At 33.9% G+C, this 16,136-nt stretch carries 14 protein-coding genes; all 14 read right to left on the bottom strand.

All coding sequences use genetic code 11. The features are described 5' to 3' along the window. Positions 1-62 precede the first annotated feature (62 nt). The 14 genes from LF817_RS01765 to LF817_RS01700 all read right to left on the bottom strand — a co-directional run bounded on the left by LF817_RS01765 (position 63) and on the right by LF817_RS01700 (position 16,135). The gene (locus LF817_RS01765) at positions 63-1,043 is read right to left on the bottom strand and encodes a UDP-glucuronic acid decarboxylase family protein (RefSeq protein WP_253934040.1); all 981 of its coding nucleotides are present in this window, start codon (positions 1,041-1,043) and stop codon (positions 63-65) included. Positions 1,044-1,610: 567 nt separating this feature from the next. Further along, the gene (locus tag LF817_RS01760; RefSeq protein WP_253934039.1) at positions 1,611-2,735 is read right to left on the bottom strand and encodes a protein kinase family protein; all 1,125 of its coding nucleotides are present in this window, start codon (positions 2,733-2,735) and stop codon (positions 1,611-1,613) included. A gap of 80 nt (positions 2,736-2,815) precedes the next feature. Then, the gene (locus LF817_RS01755) at positions 2,816-3,871 is read right to left on the bottom strand and encodes a glycosyltransferase (protein ID WP_253934038.1); all 1,056 of its coding nucleotides are present in this window, start codon (positions 3,869-3,871) and stop codon (positions 2,816-2,818) included. A 70-nt stretch (positions 3,872-3,941) separates the two neighbouring features. Beyond that, positions 3,942-5,720, bottom strand: coding sequence for an ABC transporter ATP-binding protein (locus LF817_RS01750; protein ID WP_253934037.1), 1,779 nt, complete (start codon positions 5,718-5,720; stop codon positions 3,942-3,944). Between the two features lie 22 nt (positions 5,721-5,742). After that, positions 5,743-6,768 carry a glycosyltransferase gene (locus LF817_RS01745; protein WP_253934036.1) on the bottom strand — a complete coding sequence of 342 codons (1,026 nt, stop codon included), beginning with the start codon at positions 6,766-6,768 and terminating at the stop codon, positions 5,743-5,745. Between the two features lie 26 nt (positions 6,769-6,794). Then, the gene (locus tag LF817_RS01740) at positions 6,795-7,976 is read right to left on the bottom strand and encodes a glycosyltransferase (RefSeq protein WP_253934035.1); all 1,182 of its coding nucleotides are present in this window, start codon (positions 7,974-7,976) and stop codon (positions 6,795-6,797) included. A 17-nt stretch (positions 7,977-7,993) separates the two neighbouring features. After that, on the bottom strand, positions 7,994-9,184 hold the full coding sequence (locus LF817_RS01735; protein WP_253934034.1) for a glycosyltransferase: 1,191 nt from the start codon (positions 9,182-9,184) through the stop codon (positions 7,994-7,996). A 21-nt stretch (positions 9,185-9,205) separates the two neighbouring features. Further along, the gene (locus tag LF817_RS01730; RefSeq protein WP_253934033.1) at positions 9,206-10,540 is read right to left on the bottom strand and encodes a hypothetical protein; all 1,335 of its coding nucleotides are present in this window, start codon (positions 10,538-10,540) and stop codon (positions 9,206-9,208) included. Positions 10,541-10,554: 14 nt separating this feature from the next. Next, on the bottom strand, positions 10,555-11,592 hold the full coding sequence (locus tag LF817_RS01725) for a glycosyltransferase family 2 protein (protein ID WP_253934032.1): 1,038 nt from the start codon (positions 11,590-11,592) through the stop codon (positions 10,555-10,557). A gap of 12 nt (positions 11,593-11,604) precedes the next feature. Beyond that, positions 11,605-12,783 carry a glycosyltransferase gene (locus LF817_RS01720; protein ID WP_253934031.1) on the bottom strand — a complete coding sequence of 393 codons (1,179 nt, stop codon included), beginning with the start codon at positions 12,781-12,783 and terminating at the stop codon, positions 11,605-11,607. After that, positions 12,755-13,864 carry a glycosyltransferase family 1 protein gene (locus tag LF817_RS01715; protein ID WP_253934030.1) on the bottom strand — a complete coding sequence of 370 codons (1,110 nt, stop codon included), beginning with the start codon at positions 13,862-13,864 and terminating at the stop codon, positions 12,755-12,757. Before LF817_RS01715 ends, LF817_RS01720 begins: the two co-directional genes overlap by 29 nt. 71 nt (positions 13,865-13,935) lie before the next feature. Continuing rightward, entirely contained in the window at positions 13,936-14,283 is a 348-nt protein-coding gene (locus LF817_RS01710) for a helix-turn-helix domain-containing protein (protein ID WP_253934029.1), read from the bottom strand. A 24-nt stretch (positions 14,284-14,307) separates the two neighbouring features. Then, complete coding sequence (locus LF817_RS01705) at positions 14,308-15,477, bottom strand: aminotransferase class I/II-fold pyridoxal phosphate-dependent enzyme (protein ID WP_253934028.1); 1,170 nt, start codon at positions 15,475-15,477, stop codon at positions 14,308-14,310. Continuing rightward, positions 15,428-16,135 (bottom strand): acetyltransferase, encoded by a 708-nt coding sequence (locus tag LF817_RS01700; protein ID WP_253934027.1) that lies wholly within the window; start codon positions 16,133-16,135, stop codon positions 15,428-15,430. The genes LF817_RS01705 and LF817_RS01700 overlap by 50 nt, the downstream gene beginning before the upstream one ends. Position 16,136 lies beyond the last annotated feature (1 nt).

Genomic DNA, 16,136 nt, shown 5'->3' with positions numbered 1-16,136 from the left:
AGCCTACACCTCTATGAGTTATTTATGAAGTATAGTTTTTAAGTGGATATAAAGTTCAATACTTATAATATGAATTTCTGCAGGACTATTCCTTTGTCTTTCGATAACCTACCCTCAAAGTATCTAATCGTTTCCTTTAACCCCTCTTCCAGACAAACCCTTGGAGTCCAGTCTAATTTAATTTCAGCTTCATTTATATTTGGTTTTCTTTGTTTAGGGTCATCCATAGGTAAAGGGTTAAATTGCAACTGTGAAGAGGAATTAGTTATCTGAATAACTTTCTCTGCTAATTCAAGAATCGTAAATTCCTGAGGGTTTCCTAAATTTATTGGACCTTGCAAGTTGTCAGTATTCATCATCTTCATCATTCCATTAACTAAATCATCGACAAAACAAAAGGAGCGGGTTTGGTCTCCGTTTCCATAGATAGATAACCCTTCGCCCTTTAAAGCTTGAACAATAAAGTTACTGATTACACGGCCATCTTCAGGATGCATATTGGGTCCATAAGTATTAAAAATCCTAATAACTTTAATATCCACACCATATTGTCTAAAGTAGTCAAAAAATAAAGTTTCGGCACACCTCTTCCCTTCATCGTAGCAGCTTCTAACACCTATTGGATTAACATTTCCCCAATACTCTTCTACTTGAGGATGAACTGCTGGATCTCCATAAACTTCAGATGTAGATGCTTGTAAAACCTTTGCATTTGTTTTTTTAGCTAATTCAAGTACATTCATAGCTCCAAGGACGCTTGTTCGAATAGTCCGAACCGGATCATATTGGTAATGAACAGGGCTGGCCGGACATGCCAAATTATATATTTCATCAATTTCCAGCTCAATAGGTAAAGTTATATCATGTAATATAAACTTAAAGTTAGGATGGTCAAGGAGTTCATTGATATTCTCGATTGAACCCGTTAATAAATTATCTAGACAAGTTACTCTATAACCTTCTGCTAATAATTCCCTGCACAAATGAGAACCAATGAAACCGGCTCCCCCAGTAACCAGAACTCTTTTTGCAGTTTTCCCCAAATTAATCCCCGCCTTTTAAATTGATTTTGTAGTCATATTTTGTAGTTACTCTTAAATCAAATTCCGCGAAAAAACTATAGGGTTTCAGGTTAACGATTAAAAACCATGTAGTTGCCTACATGGTTTTTAAGAAAAATTATAATTCACTTTAAATAACAGGTATTTTCGAACTCACCATTTTAATCGTTTTCTTTGGTAGACTATTCCTATAAACTTTCCGTCCTAACTTATAAAGATATTCTGTATACTTTTTTACTATGACCATTCTAAAGCCACAGGATTACGCGCTGCTTCTAAATTTTTTTGTAACGTATACACATATAATTTCTTTAATTTCACTTTTATCTAATTTTCCCCTCATATAGATTAAGCAAGGAAGTTCTAAACATATTTAACAACATAACACAAATTCTTCTGTGTAATTCCTTCTCTATATTAATAATACGCTCACAAATAACTTCTTTTTGTATTTAAAAGCTGTTCAGTATGTCATCAAAGAAGTAATCTATATATTTATTAGAAAGACCCTCCAACCTAAAAACTAATTGTCTTTATAAAAATCTTAACCTATTTTAACAATCTGATATACTTTTCAGTAAGTTGAAAACGACTAATCATTTTATTAATTTCTGCAACATTATCTCCCTCGCTTAATTTTAATATAACCCACTCAGTAAAGAATAAATATTTATATAAAGAGGCACAATTTGTAGATGTCTCTAGTGAATTGAAACCTTCGAATTCTTTTAATTTTTTTGTAAAAAAAGTAAAATAGCTTTTTTCTATTTGTGCCTTTAATTGATTTTGGTTACGAGTGGTGTCGATCATAAAGAAGTAATAATCAAAATAACAGGACCTATACCCTAATGTTTCCCAATCTATTACATAGCTCTTACCACTTTCCTGCAATATATTCCCCTCCCATAAATCCCCATGGGAAAAACCTAAAATTATATATTTATTAATTTGGTTAAAGCTTTTTAACTTGTTAAAATTGCACGTTACAAATTCTTTAATATTGGTTAAATCTTGTTTTCGCAAAACTTCATTATCTAATAAAGATTCAAATTCCTGCTTTAAAATAGATCTGTAATAAAATAAATCAATTTTTGAAGGGGGGGTTGATCTTAACACGTCTAGTATTACTGAAAACGCATGTTGCTCCAGACCAGCCTCAATTAAATCTTCTCTATTCGTTCTTCTACAATTCACATAAGTTTCAGTGTAGTACCTATTCGTCAAAGCGGTGTTTATTAAAGCTGGAGCCAAGCTACATTTTTCGGATTGTTTTAATGTATTTATTCTATTTTCAATATCTTCTGAAGATAATAATGGTGCAAATAAAGTGGTTGCCTTTTTATTTCTTATGTTAAATATTTTGATACCCTTATTCCTAGTTTTCAAAAGAAAGTCACCTTCAGCTTTACAATAAAGAAGTTTTGATGATGTACCAACCCTTACCTTTCTCTTTAATTTATGGAATTTATAGGTTAGTTGAAAGACTCTTATTAACCTTATAAGAAGAAGTGAGTTATTAAGTTTACCACTTCTAGTCTTCCTCTCAATGAAGCTAAATGGCAATGCTTTAAAATATAGATCTATTAATACACTAATTAAATTCTTGGTACTGTTTATATATAAGGAGTCACCAATATATAAGTATTGATGGTACTGGTCATGATAGTTACCCATAATTTATAACTCTCCCAATAGTCGTGCAATTTAAAAAACCACCCACAAAATAAAGTAGAACACTTAGGGTGATATCAATATTATTTTTTTGATTGTTCATACTTTATTAAGAAGGTTAGAAGTTGATTCAAATGTAATAAACATATTCCTGAATATATTCTCATATAAATGTTAGTCTTAATGCTTTGACCAGTTTGTTTACAATATATATTGGGCGAATTTCCAAATGTTAGTTGCTTCAAGAGTGGTTTATATACTTTCGAATCTGATAAACTATCAAAAACTTCTTTAATAAAACTCAAATCACCTTCTGTTTTAACTTTATGAGAGATACTATTTCTAAACAACAGGTAAAATAAAATAGGTGGTATATTACTTATACTTCTAAATTCCCCCTGACTCTTAGCATACTCTATAAAATACTCGACTAAGCGTGTGTATCGCTTAGAAAGCTGAGGCCTTGGGGTGCTAGTTATCGAATGGTTACTTCTTTGAAAATAGTTATAAAATGACCTGTTAACAGTACAAATAGTTTTCACATGACATAAGTAATACAGATTAAATAATAAATCGTCAGCAAATACCTCTGAGTGCTTCTCAAACTTGATGAAGTGCTCATTAATGATTGATCGCTTATACAGCTTATTCCAAACAATATCTCCATGAGTATATTTGAGGAAATATTCATAATAATAGTTTGATAAACCGAGTTCTTGAACATCAATTAACTCATCTTTAATATTCAACCATTTAAAAGTAGTGGATTGCTCATAAACACAATCATAATTACACACTACCAAATCACTATTACTATCCAGTGCCTTATAATACATAACCTCGAACATGTTGGGTTCAATCCAATCATCAGGATCTACAAAGCCTATATATTCCCCAGTAGAGATCTGTAATCCAGCGTTTCTTGCAGAACACACTCCGCCATTTTCTTTGTGAATCACTTTTATTCTCGAATCATTCCTTTTATATTCTTCAGCAATTTCCCCACTTTTATCTTTCGATCCATCATTAACCAAAATAATTTCCACATCGCTCAGCGTTTGATCTATCACCGACCTTAGACATTTACGCAAGTATTTCTCCACATTATATAAAGGTATTATTATGCTGACTTTTGCCATGCTCCAAATTCCTCCTAAACATAAAGTAGTGAGAAAGAAATCAACCTTTTCTAAATAAACAATTATTGGTTTAAATGATAAGAGAACGACTTTTTGTTGTATTTTTTTCTTCTGATAATTTGCCGTTATTAAATTCAAACACAATATCACAATTTTTAATTGTGCTTAACCTATGAGCAATAATAATTAATGTCATATCACCTTTTAAACTATCAATCGCTTTCATGATCTCTTTTTCGGTTCCATTATCTAATGCAGAGGTCGCTTCATCTAAAAATAAAATCTCAGGATTGTGATAGAGAGCTCTGGCTATTCCAATTCTTTGTCTTTGTCCCCCCGAAAGCCTTACCCCGTTTTCACCTACTTGAGTATTAAGTTGCTCCGGAAGAGTTTTCACGAATTGTTTTAAATGAGCTTGTTCTAGAGCTCTCCAAACTTCTTTATCATCAATGCTTTCTTCCTCAACTCCAAATGCAATATTCCTTCTAATAGTGTCATCTGATAAGTAAATGGATTGCGGAATGTAACCAATTCTCTGCTGCCATAACCTTTTTTGATCGGTCAATTTTTTTCCATCTATCATTACTTGCCCTTGCTCAGGTTTTAACAATCCTAGTATTATATCAACTAGTGTAGTTTTCCCTGCACCTGATTCCCCCACAAAAGCTACTGATTTTCCAATTGGAATGTTTAGTGTGACATCTTTAATAGATAAAATATCTTGACCTGGATAGCGATAGGAGACATTGTTCAACTGTATGGATTCTTTAAATGCTTTTTCTTTTTTATTTATTGCTATACTCTGAGTGTCCAGCGATATTGAGTGTTCATCTTTATCTGAAAAAAGATCTTCATAGATTACTGACAAAGCAGGCTGACTATATCTTATGGTAGTGATCATCGCTACTACACGGGTGATAGATGGCATTAAACGAAATGCAGCCATAGCAAAAAGGGCCATCGTTGATATTAGTTCCGTAGTATTTTCCCCTTGTATAACAATAATCACCATAGTAATTAAAACTACAGAAACTAATAAGGTTTCAATAAACAATCGCGGTACTTGTTCTAGCAATTTCATATAGCGGCTATTATTAGCTTTTATTTGACTTTGACCAGTATAGGCTTTTATGAAAAAATTTTCTTTTCCCGATACTTTAACCACTTTATTGGCACCCAACCCTTGATTAACCCATTTGATCATTGTCCCGTCCACTTTCTGTTGTTCTTTACCTAAAGAAGATATTTTTTTTCTAAACAGTTTAAAGAAAATAAAAACACTTCCACCTAATAAAGTGAAAGCGGTAAGAGTTGCTATGGGTGAGGTTAGAAGTAATAAAATTAAGATACAAGTGATCACTAGTAATTCTGTGAACAATTGAAATCCAGCCAATATGATACCTTGAAATACTTTAGGTACTTCTGAATTAACATTTCGTAACAAATCGGCAGTGTTTCGTTTTAGATGAAAAGTGTATGGCTTCTTTAAATATTCCTGAAATAGTTGCCTAGATAAACTCACCTGTTGATTTAAAATTATTCTAAATTGTGCGTACTGAAATAATAAAAGATATAGATTTTTTATAACAAATACGAATAGTAAAACACCCACAGCCAATATAATAAAAGAATTGTATGTTTGGAGATTAAACAACTCAGAAACATATGAAAATACAGCATGTTCATGAATTTGTTCTGGATTAGTTGCTATGGTTACAAATGGGACAATTAATCCTATCCCCACTGTTTCAAAGATGGCAGCCACTATCATCATAGCAAATAAAATTAAGAATTTTCTTTTTTCCTTTTTATCAAATAGCATTAATAATTTTTTTAATGACGTTTTCATACAATCCGCCCTTTATATAAATTCATCTTATGAAGTGTATTAATTTATATTTATACTGAACTACCCTTATGATCAGCATCTCATTTCCAAATCTGCAAATTAATTTTAATATTTTCAGGAAAAGCGATGGAGATTGATAACAAGCGATATCTTTAATAAATTCTTCATCCTTTATTATAGTAGAAAGTATTTTAAGTTGTTTTTTAATAGGAAGTGAACTATTAACTAAACCTTGAATGAAATTTAAGGTGACACTCGCATAATGACTCCTTACATTCTTAATTAATTTCTGCGGACTGCTATACTCCTTACACATCTTGATCAATAACTTCCTATTATCACTAATATAATCATATAAATCTTCCCTGAATACTTGCGTCAAAGAATTATTTCTTCGAATAAAATAATTGTATAAGGCTTCATCTACATAAACTAAACGATCTATATGTGGAAGAATTTTTAAATTCAGCCGCACATCTTCACTATGGCTTTTATGTTCTTCAAATTTAACATTGTACAAATCAAAAATAGATTTTTTATATAGTTTATTTACACTAGATGATAAACTAACGGTTTTGTTATTGAGTATTAAAGGAATAATTTTATTTTTTATATCGTTTTGAGATAAAACCTTCTCCTTACCTTCATAAATTGATGATTTTGATTCGGTGCCAGTGAATAGGTTTAGTGTTTTTATTCTACAAACAGTCATATCAGCCTCATTTTCGCAGGCTACACTATACATCACCTCATACATTGAGGGTTCAATCGTATCATCGGGGTCAACAAAAGCTATATAGTCTCCTTTTGCCACTTTTAACCCTTCATTTCTTGCATGAGATACTCCTGAATTCTTTTGGTGTATTACTTTGATACGATTATCCCGTTCAGAAAAACTATCACATATTTCGCCACATCTATCTTCTGAGCCATCATTTATGAGGATTAGCTCAAAATTTGTAAATGTTTGGGCTAATATTGAATTTAGACAAGCTGGAAGATAGCGTTCTACATTGTAAATAGGAACTATTACACTAATACACGGCACTCTCATTTCCTCCTTACCTAACGTTATCAAATAATCAATTCTTCAGTTTCTATTTTAGAGTTTTCTATGAGTAAGTTATTTGACAGTTTTTGGCGTAGATCTTTATTAATAATTAACTTTCTCACTGATTCAAATAATTCTTCTTCTCCTATTTCTGTAATTAAACCTGTTCTTTCGTGATTTAACTGCTCATTTACTCCATTAACGCTTGTCGCAACTATTGCTTTATTTAACGCTTTAGCTTCCAATAAAGTAATACAGTACCCTTCATATCTAGATGGTTGAACGTAGATGTCACATTGAGCCATATAAGGATAAGGGTTAGAATCAGCTCCTAATAAAATAAAATTGCTTTCAACACTCAAATCCTTAATGATTCTTTCATAGTCTTCTCTACTTTTCCCCTCTCCTAACACATACCACTTGATATGGTGCCCCTCTCTGACCAACCTTGATAATACCTTTATGGAAAGATCATGGCCTTTCTCAGGAGAAAGTCTTCCTACTGTCAATATTCTCATTCCATTAAAATTATCTTTAAATCCAATTCCATTTTTACTTTGTTGTCTTACGATTTGACGTGAAACAGTATTATGCTGGACTTTCAACTTGTCATTTAAGGAAGGAACTTGCTCCAGCAGCTTGCTTCTTGCCTCTTCTGATACAATATATAGCGCATCGAATTTTTTGTATGATTTTTCAGCAAATCTTTGATTAAAACCTATCTTATTTATATCGAAATGTATCCATTGAACTTTCTTTGCTGCTGTAACTTTTTCCAAAATAAAATAGCTTATGAAGTCCATTGGACCTGCATAAGCTATGGCAGTATCGTATTTATAATTGATATGGGGAAGGTTTCGCACTAAATACTTTAGAAAGATTGCTTTATTGTTACACATTTTTGATAGTATATAACTGGTGCTAAATTTAATGAATTCTAAATATTTTTTTTGTTTAAATAATGTTAAAGATGACTGTAAAGGAGGATTATTAATTAATGGTTTAATTTCAGAAAAGTTATCTAAATACCTGGTATGAACATGTTTAGGAATACTCTCTAAAAATCCACCTTTCCTCTCCAACATTAAAATCGAAATGTCGTACTTATCTTTTGGCATAGTCGCGATCATATTAAGCAGAGCTTTTTCAGTTCCTCCAATGTTCATACTGATAATCATGAAAAGTATCTTTTCTTTCTCCTTCATTCGCTTCTTCACCTACCTTAACTTATAAGGTCATAAAATTTTTCAACTTCCTCTATATTGCCTTTTTTCTCTAATTTCAAATAATTAATAATTTCTTCTTTAAGTCCTTGGTTATTGAGCAGCTTCATAATACCCTGAAAGACACTCTCTCCGTTCATACCTACTACTAATCCATTTTTCCCATTAATCATTTGGTTATATACTGCATCAAATTCCGTTGTGACTACGGGGATATTTAACATTCTTGCTTCAGCTATTGCTAAACCAAACCCTTCAAATTTAGAGGTCTGCACATAAAGATCCGCACTTTTAAATATTGGATAAGGATTTGATCTTATACCTAGTAAGATTAAATGTTTTCCAATATTTCTCTTTTCGACTTCTTTAATGATTTCTTCCTTAAGAGGTCCCTTACCTAAAACATACCATTTAAAATCCACTCCGGCCTTTTTAAGTTTTTCACACGCGTCTAACGCAATATCATAACCTTTCTGATAATCTAACCTTCCAACAGTAAGAATTTTAACCCCTTTAAAATAATCAATCTCTTTCTCACCTATCCCTGCCATTTCTGAAATTAAATTAAAATCATTTATATCATAAATCACTGTTGTCTTTTTAGAATATTGAGGGAAAGTTTCTAAAAATATTTTCTTCGTAGTAGTTGAAACTGCAACTACTTTTTCAAATTGATCATAAAAAACGCTTTGAAAGTCTTTATCTTTTTTATTCATGCTGTAACTAACATTAACCCAGGCAAATTTTCTTCTAGCATTTACTTTTTCAGCTACATAAAAAGTAGGAATTCCTTGTGCATAACTAATAGCAATATCGTACTCCTTTGAATTTGACTCTATTACTTTAGACGAGCTTTGCCAATATAATCTCGCCTTCTCCACATTTCGAGGCTTCCCTTTCCTAATAAAAATCGAGTATTTTGTTCTTGCATGGAACTTTCTAAACTCCAACTTTTTTAATGTGTACCGTATAGAATCTTTTAATCCCAGTGAAGTGAATAATGTGTAGCTAATAGGGTTTAATATATTAACTTCTTTCGGAACTAGACTTTGAAGCTCTCCGCCTTGTGAAAACAACATTAAATCCACTTCAAATTTAGAATAATCTAATAGCGATAAAAGAGTAACTAGGCTTTTTTCTGCCCCTGCACAATTTAGGGAATCAATTACAAACAATATTTTTTTCTTCATAATTTCTTCTCCTTAACTAGCTTAAAGTAAATTATATTTATTCTTAATCGTTACCATCTTCAATCTGGCAAGTCTTATTTTTTTTGTGAGATTGTATCTAACTTGCTTAAGCCCACGGAATCTAAATTTGTCTACTAGAGAGTATAAGAAAGCATAATTCTTCATTTTTTTTATTGAAGCATAGGTTGCAAATTTAATACCTTTATAATAAAAATGATATTCTGGGTTAAAAATTATGTCGTCCATTAATTTATCTATTTTATTTAATTTTTTTAAAGGTACTTTTTCTCTTAAATCTTCCTGCAATACCTCAATAGACCTTTGATCAAAGTTGAGAAGAATTGTGTTACAAGCCTTTTTTGAAAATAAGGTTTCATCAATAATACAGTATCGATCCTTGCTTACTATATCTTTACTTATTACATTTTTTAATTTGTATTCAAAATCGTTGTAAGTTCTATAGTTAGTACGATTAAAGAATTCAACACTATTTGTATTAAAGAAAAGTTTAGCGAGATTTAAAACTTCCTTGCGTGACGTGCTAACGTGAATTGATTTTTCTGTTATATTTTTAATACTGCATTTTAGCTCATCTAAATTTACTTTCATACTTTCAATTAGAATTATTGTAATAGTTTGTCCACCCTTTGCACTCTTTCTTGGTCTATCACTAATCTCTAATTGACTTAATAAATTATCTAAACCAATATTACTAATATTTAACTCTCGCTCATAATAGATGTCTCCATACTCTTTAATTATTCTGTATAATTCCTCTTTTTCTTTATAGACATTTGAAAACATAGTTAAAATAGATACGTTACCTTTTAATTTACAATATTCGTAAGCTATGGCATCTGACCATTTATGTTGCAAACCTTTTTTTTCAAAAAACTCATAATTGTAATTAGTTTCTAACCCCTTAATAGTAAGAACTTTAATTCTCTTATCAAATAATAAAGATGCGGCAACTCTGTGCGCCCCATCCAAAGGTACATTATCTTCATCTATGGGGATAACTGAAAGATTGTCATTAAATCCTTCTTCCTTAATGGACAAAAAAGTTTTGTTGTAAGAATCTATAAAAGATTTTATTCCTTTCTTTCCGGAACCATCGTCTTCATCATAGCGGTTGAACACCCACAAGTGATCTTCATATAATCTATAACCCCAATCACTTTTAATATTATTTTTCAAAAAAAATCCATATATAAATTTTGCCATTATATCAAATCTCTTAGAATTTAATAGATCTCTAGGGTCTACTACCTTAATCACAGAATCTGCTATGACGTTTTCTTCGTTAATCCTAGTTAAATTCAGTTTACTAAGAAGCTCACTATTCCTATTAGACATAAATTAATCACCACTCAAATAGAACTATTTTTAATCTTTTCCAAAACGATTGTTTTAGAATACAACTTGAATTTCCTTATAACCTTATGAATTCCCAAATACAATAAATTCAAATAAGGATTTTTATAAAACAAACGCAGCTGAAGATTCAACTGCTTATCTTTTTCAGTAGCTTTATTCAATTGAGAGAAGTGGTCATGAATGTACTTCTGAATATCCTTTCGATGTTGACCTTTTTTATCTTCCTTTCTATTCATAAACAATAGGTTGTAATGGATCAGGGATGTTTTTAGTAAGCTTTTATAAGATTCTTGAATGAGTGGTTCATATTCTTTTTCAATAAATGCGTGTCTTTCTTTCAATCCTTTAATGATATCCAGGTTTCGAGTTGTATAATTTGCGACGATACTATCGTCGCGCTGTAAGTAGTAATAGAGTGGTTCGTTGAGAATGATGAACCTGTTTACTCGATGCATAACTTGATGGGCCCAGAACACGTCTTCAAACAATACGCCTTTTTTAAACGGAATATCTTTTAACAGCTTTGTTCTGTATAGTTTCCCCCAGGCGAAATTTTTTACGGTTTCGTTTTTTACTAACTCTTTCATCAAGTTTTCGTTATTTAAGAGAATCAAGTCGCCGTTTTTGGTATAGTATCTTTGATCAAACAGCATATAGGTTTTGTGGGCATAATAAAAAGCTGATTGAACGACATCAGCTTGAAACGAGAGTATAGCGTGCACCATATGATCAATAGCTTTTGGTTCAAGCCAGTCATCGCTGTCTACAAACATAGTGAATTCGCCTGTTACATGCTTCATCCCATAATTTCTTGCGTCGGACAGTCCTCCATTTTCTTTATGGAAAGTCTTTACCCTTGTATCTTTTCTAGCAAATTCATCAGCTATCTTACCACAGCGATCCGGGGAGCCGTCATCTATCAGGATTACCTCTATTTTTTGGTAGGTTTGCTGAAGGATACTGTTGATGCAGCGGTGGAGATATTTTTCCACTTTATATATAGGTACGATTACGCTAACCGTTTCACCCACTCCTTTCACCTCCTATGCCATTTGATATAGTTTTTCTAGTTCATTGTAATTTTGATACTCCTGGCTCGTACAGTTCTGTTCCAATTGTTTTCTTAATGAATCGTCTTGACGGAGTTCCTCTATCCCATTGGCGATTCCTTCAGGGGACAATTCACATATCATACCATCTATTCTATCGTTTACTTGACTGGGAGCGGTCGGGTAATTCGTAATAAGGACAGGTTTACCTAATAGCTGTGCCTCTCCTACGGTAACTGCTTTGCCTTCGTACCTTGAAGGTTGAACGTATAATTCTGCTGCTTCCATAAAAGGATACGGGTTAATTTTTTTCCCTAGTAAATGAAAGTTTTCTTCCAATCCATATTCTTTAATGAGTGTTCTGATCAGACCTTCATCTCCTCCGTACCCCACTACATACCAGACAATGTCATTATACCCGCGTTCAATTAATAATTTCATCGCTTGAACCGCTTGATCAATACCTTTTGCATGAGAAAGTCGAGCTACCGTTATAATTTTGAATCGCTCATCATGATCCATAGGGTTTTGTACATTTTCTTTTGCCTGCTCTCTTACTAATTCAGGAGAAGTTATATTTTCGATAACAGTTACTTTATTATTTAAAGATGGATATTTTCTTATAAAAGCCTGCTTACATTGTTCGGAGACTGCAATAATATGATTGAATTTTTTCCATAAGGCAATATCCATCTCTACATCTGTATCAACCATCGAATAATCTGTATGGATCCAGGCGATTTTAGTTTTAGCCTCCACTTTTTCTGCAACGAGATAATGGGGCCAGAGGTAACTGATTGCAACATCATATTTTTTTTCAACTTTCGGTAGGAAAGGTAAAGCATATTTCCACATGTATTGCATTTGCTTATACCCTTTTTCTGATGATTCTCCAACCCTTGCCCGATATTTAGCATATAACCGGGAGAATCCTATCGGGATTTTCCCTTGTTTTAATACTTGGGAGACCGGCATTCTAAATGTTTTATAGGACATGTTTTCTTTTAGAAGACTTGGTTTTTCTGGGAGTAACTCCATAAATTCTCCTGTATGGCTGCAAAGCATCAAATCAACATCGTACCTATTGTAATCAAAATGTGTCAGCATGCTGATCAGGCTCCGCTCTACTCCGCCTACTTCCATGTCAAAGGAGGTGATTAACAGTTTTTTCATAATGGCCTCCTTGCTTTCCTCGATAAATTGTTAATAATTTCGTAATTCCTGTATTGATGCTGTAATGATGAAGTTCAAAACTGTTAATAATCTTATTGATATTCTTTTCTTTATGTCCCGCTCTCTCTATAATGTTATCAGCCCAAGTTTCTGGACTCTCGGATAAAGGAAGCTTAGTGAACAAATTCATATTTAAGTCGGCTTCCGGCTGAATGGCCTCTGAAACAATACATGGCAGACCGCTTGCCTGAGCTTCCAGTAAGACCAGTCCTAATCCCTCATAAGTAGAAGGGAAAACGAAAATATCCATTGAATGAAACATCGTAGCCATATCCTCTCTTACTCCTGCGAAGATTACATTGTCTCTTATGCCTAATTGGAGCGCCTTGGCTTCCATTTGTTTTTTTGAATCTCCATCGCCTACTAACAGGAGTTTAGCAGCAGGATTTTTTTGGACGATGGCTTTCATAACACTCAGCAGGAACGGATGATTTTTAGCTTCCATGAACCGTCCAACATGACCGATTACAAGACTGTTCCCTAATCCGTACTTCATTTTGAATTCATTGACTTGTTGGCGGGGCTTTACTAACAACTCAATATAGTCGATGACGTTAGGATAATACGTATATCTTGTTCGTTTTAAATTAGTTTTTCCATACAAGTATCTTCCAGCCTGTTCACTGCAGGATAATAAATCAGTAGAAGCTTTTAAAATCATTTTCCTCATACATGCGATGTAAACCTTTTTGACCCATTGATCACTTTCATCCTGTGTAGTATGAGCGTGTGCGATTCGCACTTTGACGCCGGCAAGGAAGCCTGCGATATTGGCTATACCGCAATGGAATAATGTGTGGGAATGAATGGCTTGATAAGGTCCGTATTTCTTAATTGCATTGTAAATTTCTATTATTGAGTTTGTCTTGTTCAATTTAATGATCCTGCCGCCCAGCTTTTTAATTTCTCGATCGTAGTGGGATTCCTCTTTGCTGTAGGAAATGAAATCGAACTGGACTTTTTCATGGTCTAAGTTGCGATAAATATTCATTAACATCGTTTCTGTTCCAGCTCGGTTCATTCCTCCAGTAACATGAAGAATTCTAATAGGTGAGGAGCCAATCATCATTCTTCCCTCGATTCTGTATAGTTTTACTTTTTATCCTGTTGATTCTGCCAGTGAATGAACTCAATCAAACGCTTATATTCAGGTAGATCTTCTTTTTTTATCCCTGAATCCTTTAAGTCCTGAATAAATTCAACCCATTCATCTTCGAATAATGGTGCAGGTTCAATTATAGGCTTTTCCAGTTGTATAATTTCATACAGCTCTACGTCCAATGACTCAGCTATTCTCTCTATTAAATTTATGGATGGATTTATATTTATGTTTCGTTCAATATTACTTAAATTTGATTTTGACATACCAGCCTTTTTAGCAAGTTCAGATAACGTTATACCTTTACCACGCCGTATTTTATATATGTTAGTTCCAATCATTCATGGTACCTCATATCCCTTTTTTTATATAATTCCTTCTTTGTTCACCGCTTTCTCAAATACATCTTGCACACATGCAATGACTCTATTTTGTTCGAGATCTGTGAGATTTGAACCAGACGGTAAACATATGCCCGTTAAGAAAAGTTCCTTAGATATATCTTCATGCGGCCGATGAGAAAAATACTGACAGTCTCTAAATAAAGGCTGTAAGTGGAGAGGTTTCCATACAGGTCGTGCCTCTATATTTTGGGAACTCATTTTCATAATCAGCTGTTCAGGTAAAACGTTGGAGTGTTCTGAATCCAGCGTAAATACTGTAAGCCATCTATTCGTTGTTGTGTCTTGCAATTCGGGCATGAACTGTAAGCCTGTTAACATGGTAAGCTTTCTCTTGTACCGTTCATATAATCTTCGTCTCGCCTCTACCCGTTGATCAATTACCTCCAATTGAGCTCTTCCCACACCAGCCAGGATATTGCTCATCCGGTAATTGAATCCAGTTGTGCTATGTTGGTAGTGTAATGCTTTATCGCGAGCTTGCGCAGCTAAGAACTTAGCTCGTTCAAGTGCCTCTAGATTGTTGGAAACAAGCATCCCACCCCCGGAGGTTGTAATGATTTTGTTTCCATTAAAAGAATAGATTCCAAATTCTCCAAAGGTCCCTGTGTGCTGCCCTTTGTATAAGGATCCTAGTGATTCAGCCGCATCTTCTACCAGAGGGACTTTGTAAAGGTCGCAAAGCGCCTGAATTTGATCAATTTTAGCGCTTTGTCCATATAAATGAACAAGGATGACAGCTTTAGGTAATTGACGTTTTCGATAAGCTTCGGAGAGCGCTTTTTCTAAAGCGATGGGCGACATATTCCAGCTTTCCGGTTCCGAATCAATAAAGACGGGCTCTGCTCCCTGATACACGATTGGATTGGCAGTAGCAACAAATGTCAGGCTGGTACAGAATACTCGATCGCCCCTTTGGACATTCAATAAAGAAAGAGCCAAATGAATCGCTGCAGTCCCTGAACTGACGGCTACGGCTCCTTTGGCTCCTACGTATTCTGCTATTTCTTTTTCAAAGGCATCAATGTTCGGTCCAACGGGTGCGATCCAGTTACTTTTGAACGCCTCTTCTATATAATGCTGTTCATTTCCTGTCATGTGTGGCGGGGAGAGAAAAATTCTTGAGTTTTTCATATGAATCACCCCCTGATCGTTGTAAAAACTTGATTGGCATCGACTTTCTTATGCTTTTCGCTGGCGAACCGGCAACTTTACTATGAGCCGAAACATTGCGGATGACGGTTGATCCAGCCCCTACTATGGACCAGCTGCCTATACTTTTACCAGGTATGACGGCGGACGCAGCACCCATCTCAACGCCTTCGCCAAGTAATACGTCTCCGGTTAATGTAACGTTAGGGCAGATGTGGCAAAAATCACCGATTATATTATCATGCTCTACAATGGCAGAAGAATTAATAATACAATGATTCCCTACACGTGCTGAAGCGTTAACGACCGCGAAAGGCATAATCACTGTTCCTCTTCCTATTTCAGCTGTCGAACTGACAAAGGCTGTTGGATGAATTAATGTTGAGTATTGTTCCAAGTGGATATCTAACCTTTCCATTATCCTTTTTCTAATTAGATTATTGCCGATAGCAATGACTACTTTAGAATCCTCATTCATGATTTTATGAAGGTGAGCGACTGGTCCGTAATATTTCCCTGCCTTTTCAGTACCTCTCGTATACTTATCATCTAAAACAGCGTAAACTTCATCAGCTTTTGCTAAAATAATATCCCGAATAACCCTGCTGTGTCCTCCATCACCAATTAATATTATTTTCATC

This window comes from Halobacillus sp. A1, assembly GCF_024189295.1.
Lineage (GTDB): Bacteria > Bacillota > Bacilli > Bacillales > Halobacillaceae > Halobacillus_A.
Note: the sequence above shows the minus strand (reverse complement) of the source record. Positions and strands in the feature narration are given on the sequence as shown.